The sequence below is a fragment of the Photobacterium sp. CCB-ST2H9 genome (assembly GCF_023151555.2).
GTDB lineage: Bacteria > Pseudomonadota > Gammaproteobacteria > Enterobacterales > Vibrionaceae > Photobacterium.
Genome location: NZ_CP100426.1, coordinates 943,689 through 960,685 on the forward strand (window position 1 = coordinate 943,689; position 16,997 = coordinate 960,685).

General features: G+C 51.7%; 17 protein-coding genes. 5 read left to right on the plus strand and 12 right to left on the minus strand.

Annotation, left to right across the window (positions count from 1 at the left end; all coding sequences use genetic code 11):
- Positions 1-9: 9 nt before the first annotated feature.
- The 3 genes from L4174_RS20920 to L4174_RS20930 form a co-directional block, all read right to left on the minus strand.
- Positions 10-258, minus strand: coding sequence for a hypothetical protein (locus L4174_RS20920; RefSeq protein WP_248141948.1), 249 nt, complete (start codon positions 256-258; stop codon positions 10-12).
- Between the two features lie 74 nt (positions 259-332).
- A complete protein-coding gene (locus tag L4174_RS20925; protein WP_248141947.1) occupies positions 333-782 on the minus strand; it encodes a thioesterase family protein in 450 nt (149 codons plus the stop codon).
- A 132-nt stretch (positions 783-914) separates the two neighbouring features.
- A complete protein-coding gene (locus L4174_RS20930) occupies positions 915-1,442 on the minus strand; it encodes a CbrC family protein (RefSeq protein WP_248141946.1) in 528 nt (175 codons plus the stop codon).
- 462 nt (positions 1,443-1,904) lie between these two features.
- Here L4174_RS20930 and L4174_RS20935 point away from each other — a divergent pair, with 462 nt between their 5' ends.
- A complete protein-coding gene (locus L4174_RS20935; RefSeq protein ID WP_248143279.1) occupies positions 1,905-2,978 on the plus strand; it encodes a Preprotein translocase subunit SecY in 1,074 nt (357 codons plus the stop codon).
- Positions 2,979-3,067: 89 nt separating this feature from the next.
- Here the strand turns inward: L4174_RS20935 and L4174_RS20940 are convergent, their stop codons facing one another.
- The 3 genes from L4174_RS20940 to hppD form a co-directional block, all read right to left on the minus strand.
- Positions 3,068-4,726: a hypothetical protein gene (locus L4174_RS20940; protein ID WP_248141945.1), complete on the minus strand. Its 1,659-nt coding sequence runs from the start codon at positions 4,724-4,726 to the stop codon at positions 3,068-3,070.
- A 171-nt stretch (positions 4,727-4,897) separates the two neighbouring features.
- Positions 4,898-6,358 carry a hypothetical protein gene (locus tag L4174_RS20945; protein WP_248141944.1) on the minus strand — a complete coding sequence of 487 codons (1,461 nt, stop codon included), beginning with the start codon at positions 6,356-6,358 and terminating at the stop codon, positions 4,898-4,900.
- 163 nt (positions 6,359-6,521) lie between these two features.
- Positions 6,522-7,592 carry a 4-hydroxyphenylpyruvate dioxygenase gene (gene hppD / locus L4174_RS20950; RefSeq protein WP_371929416.1) on the minus strand — a complete coding sequence of 357 codons (1,071 nt, stop codon included), beginning with the start codon at positions 7,590-7,592 and terminating at the stop codon, positions 6,522-6,524.
- Between the two features lie 459 nt (positions 7,593-8,051).
- Here hppD and L4174_RS20955 point away from each other — a divergent pair, with 459 nt between their 5' ends.
- Complete coding sequence (locus L4174_RS20955; RefSeq protein WP_248141942.1) at positions 8,052-9,014, plus strand: CHAD domain-containing protein; 963 nt, start codon at positions 8,052-8,054, stop codon at positions 9,012-9,014.
- Between the two features lie 138 nt (positions 9,015-9,152).
- Positions 9,153-9,500, plus strand: coding sequence for a hypothetical protein (locus L4174_RS20960; protein ID WP_248141941.1), 348 nt, complete (start codon positions 9,153-9,155; stop codon positions 9,498-9,500).
- 70 nt (positions 9,501-9,570) lie between these two features.
- Here the strand turns inward: L4174_RS20960 and L4174_RS20965 are convergent, their stop codons facing one another.
- Positions 9,571-10,053 (minus strand): glutathione peroxidase, encoded by a 483-nt coding sequence (locus L4174_RS20965; RefSeq protein ID WP_248141939.1) that lies wholly within the window; start codon positions 10,051-10,053, stop codon positions 9,571-9,573.
- A gap of 106 nt (positions 10,054-10,159) precedes the next feature.
- Here L4174_RS20965 and L4174_RS20970 point away from each other — a divergent pair, with 106 nt between their 5' ends.
- Positions 10,160-10,756, plus strand: a complete 597-nt coding sequence (locus tag L4174_RS20970) for a hypothetical protein (protein ID WP_248141938.1) — start codon at positions 10,160-10,162, stop codon at positions 10,754-10,756.
- A gap of 398 nt (positions 10,757-11,154) precedes the next feature.
- On the opposite strand, the gene L4174_RS20975 is transcribed toward L4174_RS20970, so the two are convergent.
- The 4 genes from L4174_RS20975 to L4174_RS20990 all read right to left on the minus strand — a co-directional run bounded on the left by L4174_RS20975 (position 11,155) and on the right by L4174_RS20990 (position 14,115).
- The gene (locus tag L4174_RS20975; protein WP_248141937.1) at positions 11,155-12,174 is read right to left on the minus strand and encodes an adenosine deaminase; all 1,020 of its coding nucleotides are present in this window, start codon (positions 12,172-12,174) and stop codon (positions 11,155-11,157) included.
- A gap of 117 nt (positions 12,175-12,291) precedes the next feature.
- A complete protein-coding gene (gene mog / locus L4174_RS20980; RefSeq protein WP_248141936.1) occupies positions 12,292-12,825 on the minus strand; it encodes a molybdopterin adenylyltransferase in 534 nt (177 codons plus the stop codon).
- A gap of 99 nt (positions 12,826-12,924) precedes the next feature.
- Entirely contained in the window at positions 12,925-13,620 is a 696-nt protein-coding gene (locus L4174_RS20985) for a pirin family protein (RefSeq protein WP_248141934.1), read from the minus strand.
- Positions 13,621-13,674: 54 nt separating this feature from the next.
- Positions 13,675-14,115, minus strand: coding sequence for a DoxX family protein (locus L4174_RS20990; protein ID WP_371929417.1), 441 nt, complete (start codon positions 14,113-14,115; stop codon positions 13,675-13,677).
- Positions 14,116-14,383: 268 nt separating this feature from the next.
- Here L4174_RS20990 and L4174_RS20995 point away from each other — a divergent pair, with 268 nt between their 5' ends.
- A complete protein-coding gene (locus L4174_RS20995; protein ID WP_248141933.1) occupies positions 14,384-15,601 on the plus strand; it encodes an MFS transporter in 1,218 nt (405 codons plus the stop codon).
- Positions 15,602-15,625: 24 nt separating this feature from the next.
- Here L4174_RS20995 and L4174_RS21000 read toward each other — a convergent pair whose 3' ends face one another.
- Positions 15,626-16,990 carry an NAD-dependent succinate-semialdehyde dehydrogenase gene (locus L4174_RS21000; RefSeq protein ID WP_248141932.1) on the minus strand — a complete coding sequence of 455 codons (1,365 nt, stop codon included), beginning with the start codon at positions 16,988-16,990 and terminating at the stop codon, positions 15,626-15,628.
- Between the last annotated feature and the right edge of the window lie 7 nt (positions 16,991-16,997).

The following is a 16,997-nucleotide window of genomic DNA, read 5'->3' on the forward strand; positions in this document are numbered from 1 at the left end:
TCGATTATCTCACCCGATAGCTGAATCCGGATCGAGCAGATAATACACATTCACGGATGCTGCGCCGAGCTCGGGATCCAGATATCCCTGAACACTTTCGATGGAGTCGGCTTCCCAGACACACTGGCAGCAGTGGTTGTCTTTATCGAGTAATGCCGTCCGGAGATGCAGCCCTTCCGGCGGCTGTCCCAGTGCTGACCCAGCCTTTTGTGAGAACAGCTCGACGTCCGTAATATTGTGTTCCGTCGCGATAAACATGCAAGATTCCTCAGTCAGCTCCTTACCTGAGTATAGGAGCTGAGCATGAGTCTTCCTGTCTGGTCTGTCGTCGCTTATGCGCTGGCAGGCAGTTCTTTGCGGGCCTCAATGGCCTCGATGGTTTCGCGGAGCTTTGGAGAAATGCTGGCTTTGGTGTTGTTTTTGAAATCAAACATCACCACCAGTGCAGTCCCGCGCGTGGTCACCGCACCCATTTTTTTACTGAAGATCTCGTATTCCATGGTGAAGCGATCGTCTTCGATCCGGGTGACTTTCGAGCCGACCAGCAGAGTATCCGGGTAAGTGACCGGCAGGCGGTAGCGGGCGCTGGTTTCACCGAGTACAGGTCCGACACCTGTATCTTTCATGTCGTCCATCAAAGCGGCTTCTTTGAAGTAATCCAGTCGCGCGGTCTCGAAATAACGGAAATAAACCACGTTGTTCACATGATTCAGGGCATCCATTTCACCCCAGGCAACAGGAATTTCAGTGATCACCGGGTACTGCTGAAGAATTGCGTCCATCTTGATTCCTCAAGGATAAGGTTAGAGTTTTTAATCTAACCTTTCCGCAACATAACCACAACATCCGGCCTCAGAAATGAGAAGTCAGTGAGTGACGACGCATCGGACGCCGTTCGGGCAACACGCGCAGTATTACAGAAAATCCATCCCGTAAAGGATTTCGCCGCAGTGACGACATTTGAATTTGTAAACAGCCGGGTTTCCGCCCTTCTCGTACGTACTCAGAATATCCTGCCAGATTTCCGCTTTCAGCAGATGGCGGCTCAAAAACGCCTGCAGGGCCTGTCCGCTGAGCGCTTTCAGTTCCTCGGGTTCAGCAAAGCCATGAAATTCGCAGGCGTCTCCGCAATGATCCAGCCAGACTTCCTGCTGCCAGGACTGATAACCCGGCGTGCGCTGGCAGACCTCGGCGATCACATCGCGGTTCAGGCCCGCGCCGTCCAGCGGAAAGTCATCAGAGTAATACGCTTTAAATGCCTTGGCAGCCGAACCGTCAGCAATACACCAAGGGCACAGCCACTCGATATCACGCTGAGAATAAATACTGCCACTGTACAGGTATCCACGCGCCTCACCACAGCAGTCGCAAACTTTCATGCTTTTCACGACGGCACCGGTTGCCAGTGGATCCGGATGATATGTGAATTTCGGAAGTGTCACTATTTGTATCCTTTGTCAAACCGATGGCTTTGCAGAGCCATTCTCATCGTTTCACACCAAAGCAAACAAGAAACCTTGGCATCAATCCAATGCGGCGAATATGCGACAGAATTTAGCCACACATGAGGGTTCTGACAGAGTGGATGAGAAAATCCGAAGCGTGATCACTTTATCGACAATCGTATCATAATGACCGGGTCCCCTCCGGGTTCGTCCGGCGCACAGCAATCTCCGGCTGGATAAGCTTTCACCAGTTATGACAGGCCTGTGCAAATTTCCGGCTCAAGGCCTGAATTCCCGGTAATTTCATACGGTCTGACTGCTTTTTTCCGGTATCCTTGCCCGCCAATCGATAACGAATGTGCCGGGCTCACAGCCCAGCCAAAGAAAAACGCACTTATGGTTTCAGACAACGCAATTCCCGGGAGAAGCAATATCCGCTTTCCGAAAGGCCGTTTTGCCATGTGGACGGTGTACAGCTTTACCGGCGCCTCAATCTTGGCTTCAATCATTTTTTCGCTCTTGCTGTTTTTATCTATCGACGAGAACCCGGTCATGCAGGTCCTCTTTGGTGGACTGGCGGTCATTTTCGAACTGGGTAAATTCTTTGCCTGGTATGAATTTGGCGAGCGACGCGCCAGACGGAGCTACACCGGTGCGGCCTCTGCTTTTGCTTTCTATTCCGTGCTGGCCGCGATTTCTATCGGCGGCTCCGTGGGCGGTATCCAGAGTGCGACCAATCAGGCACAAAGCCATGTCAGCGTTCAGCAAAGCAAAATCAATGCTTACAACATGCAGATTGAAGCGATCGAAAAACAGATTGCTCTGAATAACGTGGCTGCGCAGAAATATATCCAGATGGCGCGCATTGCCACCGGGGTCACCCGGATCCAGCATGAAAACAGTAAACTCCGCAAACAGCAGCAGGCGCTGGCCATAGAAAGGGACAACCTGCCCGTCGTCAGCCAGGGATCGGTGCTGGGTCTGATTGACGGTCTGGCCAAGACCCTCAGAGTCAGCGCTGAATCCGCGCAGCTTGGACTGGTGATTTTCCTGTCTGTTTTACTGGATTTCTTTGCTGCTTTCTTTGTCGGGCTGATCGGTGAAGAGCTGCGTTTCCGCCAGAACTTCAACCGCAAGCACGCAATTTATGTCTCGGATACAACGGTGCGGCAATCGGACGCCGTACACAATCAAACATCCGATGAAACCCGTTCGACAAACGCCGTGACTGAAAGCTCAGCCAGTCTGGCAACACTTGCGCTGGAAGCAGCCCACGAGGACCAGCAACAGAAAGAACAGACTGAAGCGGTCAGCCTGCAGTCACCTTATGAGCGTGTCGTCGACGCGCTGACATCCAATGCGGTCAGTTGCTCGAAACGCGCCATCATCCGGGCACTCAAGCTGACCGCAGAAGAAGTCGATGCTGTGTTCCACCAGATGATGCAGGAAGGCATGGTCAGCAAGAAGCCAAACCATCACTTCCAGTGGCACGGCGTTCAGGCCGCAACTGAAGAAGCAACATCGGCAAGCTGATCTCTGCTCAGGGGCAGTGGACATCAGGGATAGTGAACACGAAAAAGCGGGAGCAAACCTCCCGCTTTTTTTCGTTCTGAAAACAATACTCAGGGAATCAGCAAGGTGGGTTTTGCTTCAATGGACAACGCAAAGTCAATCTCCCAGCTCATGCCATCCATGTTCAGGCGCCCGTCGGGGACCCCGTCCAGGCCCGGTTGGCCGGTGTCAGCCACTTCCCATTGCTGCGTTCGCGGATCGGACACATTACTGAAGTTATCCCCCTGCGAAGCATCATCGAGTGTCATGATGTAATGCTTGTTATTGATCAGGGCAGCACCATAGACCCGGACACTATGGCCCCCTTTCCATTCACCGTTCAGGTCGTACCAACTGAACAGAATCGTGACGGCACGACCTTGCGACAGCTCATTAAAAATCCACTCCCATGTCGGGAAATCGCCTTCTCGCTGTGAGGTCAATCCCCCCATGCTGACCGTTCCATTGTCGCAGTCTGCATTATCGCCCAAAACCATCGAGTTGCTGCCCTGATGACGAAAATGCGCCACATCCAGCGGGCCGGAAACCGGATCGGTCAGATAGCCAAACACGCCGCGGATCAGCCCGCAGAAACTCGTGTAGTCACCACTGTCGAGATCATGCACATTGTCCCTGCGACCATAGCTGTCGATGTTCGCAACCAAACTGTTCTCTGGGTCAGGCGTCCAGATCGTCACATCGCCTGCGGTGCCGATTTTACCGATGCCGCGAATATGTAGCTGAGGTACACGCCAGGCGAGCGGCAGATTGTCATAGCGATCTTCCAGATACTGCAGCGCGTTGGCATTGGCGATGGGAATACACTGATTGCGCGCTGAATCCAGATTCGGCTGATCCGCCTGAATGACCTGAACCGGAAAACTCAGATCATCCGGGACTGACGGTGCGGGTAAAACCGGTTGTGGCGGTCTGCCAAGCGACAGCGTATTCGGGATTGACGATGACACCGGATTGACCCGGCCATCCACGTGCCCGGCACCTTCTGCGTTCACAACGGTCGTACGAACCGGGTACATCTGCGGCGGAAACTGAGCCGCAAACTGCACGATATCTGTGATATTCGGTAACGGCTGCGGCGAGAACAGCACTGTCGCTCTGAGGCGCTGGATCTGCCCTGCACCATCTGTGCCCGGACGTAAGTCGAAATAGACCGTCGCATCCGCCTGTTGATTCACGGCTTGTTGTTTCACGATATGAGTTTGTGAGACATAGCGATCATTTTTCCGGTGATTGTGCCTGATATCACTTTGATCATTGCTATCCCAGACATCGTGACCGGCCCAACCGTGAGGACGATTCCTCTCGAAATCACCTTTCATCTTGTGCTGTTTTCCCGTTGAGGAGGTGGGGCCCGAGACAAATAAGTTATCAACGGACCAGACGGGCGTGCCAGCACTTGAACCGGAATCCGGATATAAGAACACGTTCACGTAACCGGGACCGACAGGTTTCCCATAGCGATCAGACAATTGTGCCAGCCTCACTCTGAATTGCCCCCAGTCACTCGCGGCGATGGTGCCAATCTCAAGATCAAACGTGACTTGCTCAAAAGCCACCGTCCTTCTGTCCAGCGGGAAGATCTTTGCCCGATCGGCAGAACCAGACACCCGGGCGTCCGTCGCATAGAAATCATCACCGGCATCTGCTGCAGATGTGAGACCCAATCCTAGCATGAGGGTGAAAAACAGAATCGGCATTTTTTTCATCATGATGCACTCACAGATTCAGATACCTGATTGATCAGCGCAGACCAAAACAGGCATGGTCTGACACCTTGTTAAAGATGCAATGTCATGAGTATAGAAATCTGGATACGAAACTTTTCCGGCAAGTGAGACGGCAGACAACACAACAGAGGTAACCTGCTGAATGGAAGCGTATTAAGGTTTTTGAAACAGCGTCTCAAACAGAAATGGCTCATCGAAATGGCGCTGGCCGATAAACGCCGTCGCATGATGCCCTGACTGACGCTGAGTCCCCGCAGACGGAATCCCGAATGGCCAGAGATAAAAACGTTCTGCACGGACACTTTCAGGTAGCATCCCCTGCTGATCAAACAGGCTCTGATGATGGTTGCCGGACGCCGGCAGACTGCGGAGTTGCTGATACGACAGAACGGTCAACGGCCGGGTCGGGTCATCCGAATTCGACCAGCGCACATCTTTAATCATATGTTCGCCATGGCTCAAAGTGACGGCCAGTTTTCCGGCTGGTTGTCTGGCAGACTCGCCTGACCAAATTCGCAGGGTCACGGGCCACTCCATCGCATTGTCCAGTGAGGCAAATTTGAGTTGCGGCGCCAGGGCAAAGACCATGTGGTAACACCCGCAATGGTGAATACTGTCCAGCAGATAGGGCTGCCCGTCCGGGTCGAGCGTCAACCGGAGTAAGACCCCGTCAAATGGTCCTGCATAAGGATCAAACGAAGAGCGTGCCGTCCGGTTCGCAAACCAGAGACTGTAGTTGAGCTGCATCAGCGTCTGGCCATAAAAGCGGGTGTAACTCACGTGAGTATAAACAGACGGTGTCCGGGTAATGATACTTGGCTGGCCCGACGTGACATATTTCACCTGTCCGGGAAAGTCATCCCGGGAACGCGTTTCAACCTGAACCTCCGGCGCATAGTATTGAAGCAGCCGCTGCTGTTGCGCCTCCGTCAAAACCGGCCAGTTCAGAGCAGACTGATTGCCTGCCTGTTCAAACCATTGCCGGATTTGTGTACGGCTCAGCGGAGGCTTTTCATGGACCGCATACCGGATCACATCGCCATCGGCAGGCTGAATAAACTGACTGATTAAATGACGTTTCTGTTTGTCGATGGACGGCCTGGCAACATACCGGCTGATCGGGTACAGACCCAGCACCCGCTGCCAGGTGACGTAGTCTGAGGGGAAATCCGGCGGATTCGAGCTCAGCACAGACCAGAACATCGGATGATACTGACTGTATCTGACCAGCTGTGCGGCACACGATTCCAGCACCTGTGCCTGATAACCGGCTTTTTGCGGCAGGTTCTGATATTCAGCCTGTCGCTGCATCTTGGCCTGATGTGCAACGTAAGCCAGCCACTGCTGCTGACTGGCGCGAGAGGTCAGCCCGGTCAGCATTGACAGGCTGAACCGGTCAAAAGCAAGATGCGGAAACCTCGGATCCCACACCAGCTGCGCATCTTGTACCCCCTGCGCCTGAACCGTTCGCTTAAATCCGGTGAGCAAATCAAGACAGTGGCTCTGCGAATGCGTATAGATCTGTTTCTGGGCCGGTACTGAATCCGGAACCGGCTCGGGCAAAGAGGTGCACGCAGTGACCAACACCAGAAAAAACGCCGCCAGAAAACGCATGATCGTCCCTTTTCGTGAAGCTCTCTTGAGTATAACGAAGTCGCCTCAGGTTGCCCGGCGCAGCAGGCTTTGCTCCCCTGAACTCCGGCAGCGCGCCGCAGAACAAGGCACATAAAAAAGCCCGCATCTGACTGCGGGCTTTTTCGTTTCATGGCAAATTGAATTAAGCGTTGTCCGGCACCTGAATCACACCACGGCGGATCTGATCCAGTTCAATCGATTCAAACAGTGCCTGGAAGTTCCCTTCACCAAAGCCTTCATTCCCTTTACGCTGGATAATCTCAAAGAACACAGGACCAATCACAGTGTCCGTAAAGATTTGCAGCAGAATACCGGTTTCGTCACCATCGATCAGAATCTTCAGATCTTTCAGCTTCGCCAGATCTTCCTGATGACCCGGAATACGCTTGTTGACGCCTTCATAATAGGTGTCAGGCGTATCCATAAACTGCATGCCGTGTTTCTTCAGCTGTGCAACCGTCTCCAGAATGTTGTCCGTGCTCAGGGCGATATGCTGGATACCTTCACCGTTGTATTGATCCAGATACTCTGCGATCTGTGATTTGTCGTCGCTTGATTCATTAATCGGAATCCGAATCTTACCGCACGGCGCTGTCATCGCACGGGACAGCAGGCCAGTGACTTTCCCTTTGATGTCAAAGTGACGAATTTCACGGAAGTTCGCAATGCGCTCATAGAAACCCGCCCACAGATCCATGTTGCCTTGCTTCACATTGTGCGTCAGGTGATCCAGGGTATTCAGGCCCGCATCCAGCGTTGCCAGACGCTCTTTGTAGTCCGGATAGTAATCAAAATCGATCTCATAGATATCGTGATCACCATAGCGGTCGACCAGATAAATCAGCGACTCACCAATTCCGTAAATAGCCGGAATGTTCAGCTCCATCGGACCGGCCTGTGCAGGACAGGCTGTTGCGCCGTTTTCAACTGCATGAGCAAGTGCTGCGTTGGAATCTTTCACACGAAATGCCATCGCATTCACGCTGGCACCGTGCACGCCGGCAAAGCCTGCAGCCTGAGAATGCAGCTCACCATTCACAATGAAGTTGATGTCACCCTGACGGTACAGCCAGACTGATTTATGTTTGTGCTTTGCAATTTCTGCAAAACCCATCAGACGGAACAGGTTTTTGAGGTTGGCAATCCCCTCAGGGGTCGGCGCCGTATATTCAACAAACTCAAAGCCGTCCGTGCCCATAGGATTTTTCATCATTTCACTCATCCGTTTATCCTCACATGTTGATTGCTAGGGTCTGTTGACCTGTTCAGCGATTTCTTACCTATAGAATTAGCACTACTGAGGTCCGGTTGAGAAGCCAGATGTAAAACTAAGGTTAACGTGATGTAAAAACCTTTTGTAAACCCTGCTTGCCAACCCAAAACCGCGTCCGGCTTCCCCTCGCAGAGCAGTATTTGAAAAGGCCGTAAAAACCTGAAACATCATGAAATCAAGCCATGTCATAAAATTGAAAAATAGTGTAGAAAGCTTTACATATGCGTATGCGCCGGAAGACTGGCTTAGCTATGGTTATAAAGCTGATGATCTTTCACGGTCATGATTGCAGTGGGTAACCGGGGTTTTCCCTGAAACGTGACTGTGCCGTGAACCGATCTCATTTCAACACATCAACACCGAAGGAAAAGGTCAGCGGTCCCCGGGGAGAAGATCGTTATGAACATGAATAAAAGGGACAAACTTCGCTTACCTGAACGGAAAAAAAGCCAGGTCAAACTCAAAAAAGAAAGCGCCATTTATCTGCCGACATATCATTTCTTAAAAGGTGAGTTTCACCACGCCCGTCGTCATGAAACCGGGCTGATCCGGGATGACGACACAGAGTTTCTGCATCAGTACCGTGTGGCTTTGAGACGCTGCCGCGCCATCATTGGTCTGTTAAGCCCGCTGTTTGTCCCTGAACAAAAACTCATGCTGCAAAATGATCTTAAAACCCTGATGCAGAAAACCAATGCTTTGCGGGATCTGGATGTTTATCTGGACAACATGGAGCCCTTTTTTTACGCGTTGGAGCATCAGTATCATCAGGGGCTGACGCTCTTTTTCAATGATCTGCTGGATAAACGCACCCAGGCGTTTCATGACGTCAAAGACTGGCTGAAATCTGACGAATACGAGCAGCAATGTGCGCAAATCGCCGGGCTGATCAATGAGATGGAAAACAACCCGACGCCTGCCGGGAAAAGACTGTGCCTGCCGACAGCACAAAAGCGGATCTGGAAGCGATTCAGTCAAACCCTGTCGTTATGTCAGGCTGTCGGGTACAACCATCCGGACGAACAATTGCATCAGCTCAGAATCTCATGCAAAAAGCTGCGTTATCTGCTGGAGTATTTCGCGCCGCTTTTTCCCGGGAAAGTGATCAAAGAACAAATCAAGCAACTGAAGGCTTTGCAGGAATCTCTGGGGGAGTTCAACGACAGCTCGGTACAAATGACTTTTCTCAGCCAGTATCTGGCACAGCAGAAACCGGAATCAAGACGCCACACTGCGATTTCTCATTTACTGGAATTCAGTGAGAAGCAGCATGCAGACCACAAAATCAGTGTGGTTGATCATGTCAGTCAGTACACGTTTGCGACGCATCAGAAAAGTTACGAAAAGCTGTATCAGCCTTAAACACGACGTCCAAAATGCGCGGTCACACACATTTCATTGCTGCATTCTCATTCATCAGTACAGGCTGAGAGCCCAATCACGCTTTATTTTCAGCACTTTGCTAAAGATTAGATATGGCTTACATGGAAGGAAGTGTGTATGAAAAAAACAATCAAAACCATCCCACTGATTCTCTCAGCACTGTCTGCACTGGCAGTGACGCCACAAGCAATGGCAAATGATCCCCAGAAAGCATTTATGGATGACTGCCTCCAGACCTATCACAATGAATCACTCTGCCTGGGGTATGCCTTGGGGGTCTTTCATACTGTCTCAGCAATACAGTGTAACCAGCATAACTCGCAACCGCTTCATTCGCTGACTCAGTCCGGCCCGGCAGTTCTCACTGAAGGTGCCAAGCGGGTCCGCCTCTCCATTGAAGCAATGCAGCCTGCACTGAACAAAGCCAGCGCTTGCCATCAGATGCCTCCGGGAAGCTCCAGTTAATCAAACCAGTTCGTTTCACCAGTGACCGGACCAACAACCACATTGCGTCCGGTCACCCATCGTCCCCCGCTTATCCTTTCAGCGCCGCCTGAATATCCGACTCCAGCGCATCAGGTTTAGTGATCGGAGCATAACGTTTGATCGGTTTTCCGTCTCGCCCAATCAAGAACTTCGTGAAATTCCATTTGATCTTTTTCCCGAACAGACCCGGTAGCGTTTCGGTCAGATAAGCATACATCGGATGACGTTGCGGGCCATTCACCTCAATTTTTTCAAACATCGGGAAACCAACGCCGTAATTGAGTTCGCAGAATTCACTGATTTCATCACCGCTTCCCGGCTCCTGCTGACCAAACTGGTTACAGGGAAAGCCAAGAATCACAAGCCCCTGCTCTCTGTACTTCTCGTACAGGGCCTGTAACCCCTGATATTGCGGCGTAAAGCCACATTGACTGGCCGTGTTAACCACCAGCACCACTTTCCCCTCAAAGGCACGCATCGGCTGCGATTCACCCTGCAGTGTATTGGCCGAAAAATCATAAAATGCTGTCATACGCCGCTCTCCTTATTTGTCAAAATTATCATCCGTTTAGCAAACTTTAGCAAACCGCAGCATTTCCCGTATACTGACGGTTATTCCCCAGTATCCCGGAGTTCCTTTGTCTTCCCTCAGCCATTATCTGACTGAAATGGGCGTCCATACCCTGTTCTGTCATCAAGCCGAAACCCATAGTCTGAAAACGCTTCTGGCGCATCTTGATGCAGAATTTGCCCGTATTCAGTCGATGCGACCAGACAAAAACGATGCCGATCTGCTGCTCGGACTCATGACAAAAACCCACCTTGCAGCATTAGAACAACTTCAGCTGACCGAAGACAAAAGCGAAGCCATGCAAACGCTTTTTGTTCAGACGCTTGGCGCCGATCATGCCGGACGTTTTACCAATCAGTACCAGACCGACTGCATCCTGGTCACCCGGTTATGGATGCTGGTTCTCGGCAATCAAAACATGGACTTCAGTTATGTGGCTGAGCATGCAGAATCTACCGCGGCGTTGCTGTTCCCTGAAGAAAAGACCGGGCTGAGCCACAGCCGTGCCGAACAGGTACGACGCCAGTTCATGCAGGCTTATTATCACGGACAATCTGCATCTCAGCTTCCGTCTGAACAAAATCAGGTCAGGCCGTCTGTACCGGGCAAGTTAAAAGCAATTTATCGCTGGCTTCAGCAGGTGTTACGAAGAAAAACCGGATAAATAAATCTTTTCCCCGGACAAAACGACAGTTACAAAAGACAAAAAAGTGAAAACAGAAAGAATAATTGATTTGAAATCAGGTTATTAAAATCAATTTTTTCCCTTTCAGGGAATAATCTGAAATTTTTATCCTTGGATAAGTTTTTGATATTTTATTAATTTAACAATTAGCTATACATAATTTACAAAATAGATCGTTGCGTGTTTTTTAATCATCCCTATAATACCGCCTACGCTTTAACCAAGTATGTTGTTCCTTTATATACTCTCACCACAGGTGTTGCTGCGGACTGGCTTTCAGCCTTTAACCCCTCACCTCTGGTAGCTCGAGTATATTTATTTCCCCCGCCTGTCATTTATTTGACAGGCGTTTTTTTTGCCCGCTTTTCAGAGCTTTTTTACAGAACAGGATGCAGCTGAACCTGCAGATAATGCGCCAGCCGCTGCTGTAATTTTTCTTTCTCTTCTTCCGGCAAAAAACTCGCCCGGATCGCATTGGCACTAAAGGCAGCCATTTCCTCTTTCGTCACCGCAAAAGCATGGGCAACCGCCAGGAAATTATCCGTCATGTACCCGCCAAAATAAGCCGGATCGTCCGAATTAATCGTGACGCACAATCCCTGCCGCAGCAAATCCACAATGTTGTGATCCGCCATTCGTTCAAACACCCGGAGTTTAATATTCGACAGCGGGCACACCGTCAGCGGCATCTGACTCTCGGCCAGCGCCTGTACCAGATCTGGGTCCTGACTGCATTGCACCCCATGGTCAATCCGGGAGACCCGCAACATGGATATCGCATCGCGAATATGACTTGCAGGCCCTTCTTCTCCAGCATGGGCGACGGTCAGAAATCCGGCATTAAATGCCTGTTCAAACACCCGGCGAAATTTTTCCGGCGGATGTCCCTGTTCTGAAGAGTCCAGACCGACCCCAATGATGTATTCCTGATAGGACATGGCCTGCGCCAGCGTCTCAAATGCCGCCTCCTCACTGAGATGGCGTAAAAAACACAGAATGAGCCGGCTCGAGATATCCAGTTTCTGTTCCCCGTCGGCCAATGCCCGGGTGATCCCCGCCATCACCGTCTGAAAAGCCACCCCGCGTTCGGTGTGCGTTTGCGGATCAAAAAAGATCTCGGTATGCATGACATGATCCTGCTGACAACGCAGCAGATAAGCCCAGGTCAGATCGTAAAAGTCCTCTTCAGTCTGCAGCACCTGCGCCCCGAGATAATACACATCCAGGAACGATTGCAGGTCGGTAAACTGATAAGCCTTTCTTGCAGCCGCCACACTGTCGTACGGCAACGCAATATGATTCCGTTGTGCCAGCTGAAACATCAGCTCAGGCTCTAATGTCCCTTCGATATGGACATGTAATTCAACTTTCGGCAGGGTTCGGATGAAGCTTTCCATGCATTGACCTCTTCGCGCGACACATAGGTAATTGTTTAAAGTGTAGATTGCGAGAGGGCGGTGTTGGGGAGATTTTCCCTGCTGAGATGTGCAGACAGCAGGGAATGCAGTCAGGGATTATTTCTGTTTTGGCCGGAAAACGTGAATCACAGACTCGTCGTTTTCCAGATATGGGCCTTCCATCAGATCGATGCAGTAAGGAATCGCAGGGAACACAGCATCCAGACATTCACGAATGGATTTCGGCTTACCCGGCAGGTTTACAATCAGGGTATCGTCGCGCAGCCCGGCCGTCTGGCGGGACAGAATCGCCGTCGGCACAAACTTCAGTGATTCAGCACGCATCAGTTCACCAAAGCCCGGCATCATCCGGTCACAGACCGCTTCCGTCGCTTCCGGGGTCACGTCGCGTTTCGCCGGACCGGTACCCCCTGTGGTCACAATCAGACAGCATTCTTCTTCATCAGCCATACGGATCAGCGTGGATTCAATCACATCACGCTCATCAGGGATCACTTCGTAAACAGGTTCCCAGGGTGACGTCAGATAGTCGTTCAGTGTATCAATGATGGCCTGACCGGAAATATCTTCGTACACGCCAGCACTTGCACGATCACTGACGGTTACAATCCCTATTTTCGCTGTTGTCATTTGTTCTCCTCAGGTTCTCATCAAACCGGCCACATGATGTGGCCGGACTGAGGTCAAGTGTAAGCAATCTTGGCTGAGGGGAAAACCTCTGAGCAACGTTTATGGCAAATCAAACACCAATGCTGTTGCCGGAACTTCACCGGAATTGGATACAATCAACTCAGGTAACTGTTCCGCTTTCAGGCCGTCTCCGGGCTGAAGTGTTTCAGTGCCCGCAGTCAACGTTCCTTTGACCTGATGAATGTAGAATCGTCGCCCGGCCTGCTGTGTTAACGTCAGGGACTCCCCTGCCGGCAGAATCAGCTGACTGAGGCGGGCATCCTGTTTAATCGACAGCGTGCCATTTTCGCCCTCAGGCGTAATCACAGGGGTTAATCCATCCTGCTGCCCAAAATCTTTCTGCTGATAACCCGGCTCACCGCCAAACTGGTTCGGCTGAATCCAGATTTGCAGAAATTTCAGGTCCGCTTCGTGAGACGCATTAAACTCGCTGTGATAGATCCCTTTACCGGCTGACATCAGCTGAAATTCACCGGCAGGCAGGCGTTTGATATTGCCTGCACTGTCTTTGTGGGCGATTTCGCCTTCCAGCACATAACTGATGATTTCCATGTCCTGATGACCGTGGGTATCAAACCCTGCCCCCGGACGCACGGTATCATCGTTAATGACCCGAAGTGCTGAGAACCCCATCTGCTTCGGATCGTAATAATGACCAAAAGAGAACGTATGGCGGCTGTCGAGCCAGCCGAAAGATGCTCTTCCGCGGTCTGCAGCACGTCTGATTTCCAGCATGATGTCACTCCTCATTCATGAAGCCTGATAACAGGTTTTCTTTACAGCGCGTACTTACTGAAAGCGTTTTGCCAGCAGGCTGTCTGCAGACAGTTTGCCTGCACCTGAGACTGCCAGAGACACAACAATCGCCAGTAGAGACAGGCCGAACTCATAACCACCGTTTGACATAAACAGGCCATTTGGTAAGTGAACACTGACAATTGCAACAACCATGGTGACAGCCAGCACCGCTGCCGCAGGGCGAGTCAGCAGACCCAGCAGGATGAACAGACCACCGAAAAATTCTGCACTGCCGGCCATGAATGCCATCAGCATGCCAGGTTCCAGACCGATAGATGCCATCCACTGCCCCGTGCCTTCCAGACCATAGCCACCAAAAGCTCCGAAAAGTTTCTGGGCACCATGGGCCATGAAGATAATTCCGGCTGGCACACGCAGCGCCAGAGGAGCAAAACTGTCAGCAGAAGTCAGCAGGCGTTTGATCAAAGACATGATAAATTTCCTCAAAATATTCAGATAAAAGTCGGATACAAGTTCAAAGATTTTGAAAGCACCGTAAAGTTCAGTAGCTTTGCTGTTTGACTCGATTGAGAGCAAGTGTAGTTGCTGTGACAGCCAAACAACACAGCCCGGATTTGAGTAAGTAATTCGAATAAATCGAACAAGCGAAGATTGTGCTTACTGATAAAAATAGTTGCAGACAATATTCTGTCTCTGTGACAGACTGCATATCCGGAAAGTTCAATGGAAAATGAAAGACATGGAGTTGTCTCACGTACGTCGTTTCTCTGCACCGATCTGGGCTGTTCTGATCGGCACATTCCTGACCCGCGCTTCTTTTTTCATGGTCTGGCCCTATATGGCTGTCATGCTGCACCGCAATTTCGGGCTCTCTGAAATTGAAATCGGCACCATTATGAGTCTGGCCGCTTTTGGGGGCGCCGTAGTCGCACTCTATGTGGGTTACCTGTCAGATAAGCTCGGCAGGAAAAACCTGCTGATCATCAGCTGCCTGGCGCACGTCGCGACCTTTGTCATTCTGGCTGAGGCCGATCAAAGCTGGCTGTATGCTGCCGGAGCACTCATGGCCGGGATCAGCAGGGCTATGCTCGAACCCCCGGCCCGGGCCATGATTTCAGATTTACTGCCAGAGATTCCTGTGCGGGAGATGGCCCATCAGGTCCGTTATTACTGTATTAACCTGGGTGCGGCCTTTGGACCACTGCTCGGTTTACAGCTCGGCTTTACCGGCGTGCAGTCTTCGTTTTATCTGGTCGCGCTGGGATATCTGATCTACTGCGGCTGCTTTATCATTGCCTTCTGGCAAATCCGCAATACACCGCAGCCGCCCAAGAACAGTCAGAACTTCGGTGAAACCCTGCAGGTTCTGGCAAAAGATAAAGCGTTCATGATCCTGATTCTGGCCAACACCCTGGTGATGTATGCCTACCTGCATCAGGAAACCTCACTGGTTCAGTATCTGAACGCGCTGGGGGATCGGGTGGTTGACCTGTACACGCAGATGATCACGGTCAATGCCAGCGTCATTGTCCTGCTGCAATTTCCCGTGCTGAAACTCCTGAGCCGCTGGTCGTTATATCAGCGGGTTTATCTGGGAGTGTCGCTGTTTGCTGTCGCATTTGTCATGTATGCCATGTTCCCGTTAGATTCACCGGACTGGAGCTGGCTGGCGGCAACCTTTGTACTGGGCGTCGGGGAAGTGATTCTGTTTCCGACCTTCAATCTGCTGATCGACCGTGCCGCTCCGGATCATCTGCGGGGGGCCTATTTTGGGGCCGGTAACCTGACCTCCATTGGTGTCAGTCTGTCTCCTCTGGCTGGGGGCATCATCCTGTCCTGGTATGGCGGCCCGGCACTGTTCCTGTCGACCGCTTTTGTACTGGTCATTGCTGGTTACCTGTACATCTGCTCATCGCGTTATCTGCAACAGCAAGTTGAAGAAGCTGAAGCGGTTTAACCGCTTCAGCCACACGCCCTTCCTTCACTTCACCCACACCTGTTTGGCATTCACAAACTCGTGAATGCCATGCGGACCAAGTTCACGACCATAGCCTGAACGTTTGATACCGCCGCTGGGCAGGCGGGGATCGGTTTTAACAATCCCGTTCACCGCCACCTGACCGGCGTGCAGTTCCCGGATAAACCGCTGGGCCTGAGCCGGATTCGTCGTCCACACGCTGGCCCCGAGTCCGTATGCCGTATCATTGGCCAGAAGCAATGCATGATCCGCATCATTGGCTTTGATCAGCGCCATCACAGGGCCAAATGTTTCTTCCCGAAACACGGTCATCTCAGGCGTCACATCTGCCAGCAGAGTCACAGGATAAAAATAACCCATACCGGTATCCGGCTGCCCGCCCATCAGACAACGCGCTCCGGCAGCAACGCTTTCTTCCACCTGCCGGTGCAGATTCTGGCGCAAATCTTCCCGTGCTAGTGGCCCAACATCCGTCTCGGGGGAAACCGGGTCACCCACTCTGAGCAGAGTCAGCCGCCTTTCCACTAACTGAATGAAGATTTCATACACCGGCGCTTCAACGATAATCCGCTTCGCTGCAATGCAGGACTGGCCCGCATTGATGATCCGAGAAAGGGTGGCAATATCTGCGGCGGTTTCCAGATCTGCATCTGCAAGCACCACGCAAGGATCCGATCCCCCCAGTTCCAGCACAGCCGGTTTAATCAGACTCGCAGCCAGTGAAGCAACTGTGGCGCCGGAGCGATCGGAACCGGTAAAGGAAACCGCTGCAATATCGGGGTGAGCGATCGCCTGCCCGACCAAATCATTCTCAACCGGGAGGTTGATCATGATATTGTCCGGCGCTCCTGCCAGCGAAAACATCTCTGCAATCGCCCGGGCACAGCCCGGTACGTGCGGATCATGCTTCATCACACAGGTATTGCCTGCCATCAGTGCCGGAGCCAGAAACCGGAACGCCAGCCACACAGGTGCGTTCCACGGCAAAATGCCGAGCACAGTGCCCAATGGCTGGTAGCACACATAACTGTGTGACGCTTCCGTCTTGATATTCTGATCCGCCAGATAGGCTTCCGCATGTTCCGCATAATGCTCCGCACACCAGGCAGCCTTTTCCACTTCCGGCCCGGCTTCTTTCACCGGTTTTCCCATTTCCTGAGTCATCAAAGCACCAAGCCGGGCCTGATGTTCTCTGAGCTGACCGGCAACCCGCCGAAGCACTTCAGCCCGTTCATCAAAAGATAAACGCCGCCAGTCCGCCTGTGCCAAAGTGGCCGCGGAGATACACTGCGCCATCTCATCAGCATTCAGTGTGGGATATTCTTCAATCAGCGTGCCATTGGCCGGATTGATTGCTTTCAGTAACATGGTGCGC

Excerpts from the sequence above, each read along its gene's own strand:
- L4174_RS20920 (WP_248141948.1), bottom strand. The coding sequence starts at position 258 with ATGTTTATCGCGACGGAACACAATATTACGGACGTCGAGCTGTTCTCA.
- L4174_RS20925 (WP_248141947.1), bottom strand. The coding sequence starts at position 782 with ATGGACGCAATTCTTCAGCAGTACCCGGTGATCACTGAAATTCCTGTT.
- L4174_RS20935 (WP_248143279.1), top strand. The coding sequence starts at position 1,905 with ATGTGGACGGTGTACAGCTTTACCGGCGCCTCAATCTTGGCTTCAATC.
- L4174_RS20940 (WP_248141945.1), bottom strand. The coding sequence starts at position 4,726 with ATGATGAAAAAAATGCCGATTCTGTTTTTCACCCTCATGCTAGGATTG.
- L4174_RS20945 (WP_248141944.1), bottom strand. The coding sequence starts at position 6,358 with ATGCGTTTTCTGGCGGCGTTTTTTCTGGTGTTGGTCACTGCGTGCACC.
- hppD (WP_371929416.1), bottom strand. The coding sequence starts at position 7,592 with ATGATGAAAAATCCTATGGGCACGGACGGCTTTGAGTTTGTTGAATAT.
- L4174_RS20955 (WP_248141942.1), top strand. The coding sequence starts at position 8,052 with ATGAACATGAATAAAAGGGACAAACTTCGCTTACCTGAACGGAAAAAA.
- L4174_RS20960 (WP_248141941.1), top strand. The coding sequence starts at position 9,153 with ATGAAAAAAACAATCAAAACCATCCCACTGATTCTCTCAGCACTGTCT.
- L4174_RS20965 (WP_248141939.1), bottom strand. The coding sequence starts at position 10,053 with ATGACAGCATTTTATGATTTTTCGGCCAATACACTGCAGGGTGAATCG.
- L4174_RS20975 (WP_248141937.1), bottom strand. The coding sequence starts at position 12,174 with ATGGAAAGCTTCATCCGAACCCTGCCGAAAGTTGAATTACATGTCCAT.
- mog (WP_248141936.1), bottom strand. The coding sequence starts at position 12,825 with ATGACAACAGCGAAAATAGGGATTGTAACCGTCAGTGATCGTGCAAGT.
- L4174_RS20985 (WP_248141934.1), bottom strand. The coding sequence starts at position 13,620 with ATGCTGGAAATCAGACGTGCTGCAGACCGCGGAAGAGCATCTTTCGGC.
- L4174_RS20990 (WP_371929417.1), bottom strand. The coding sequence starts at position 14,115 with ATGTCTTTGATCAAACGCCTGCTGACTTCTGCTGACAGTTTTGCTCCT.
- L4174_RS20995 (WP_248141933.1), top strand. The coding sequence starts at position 14,384 with ATGGAGTTGTCTCACGTACGTCGTTTCTCTGCACCGATCTGGGCTGTT.
- L4174_RS21000 (WP_248141932.1), bottom strand. The coding sequence starts at position 16,990 with ATGTTACTGAAAGCAATCAATCCGGCCAATGGCACGCTGATTGAAGAA.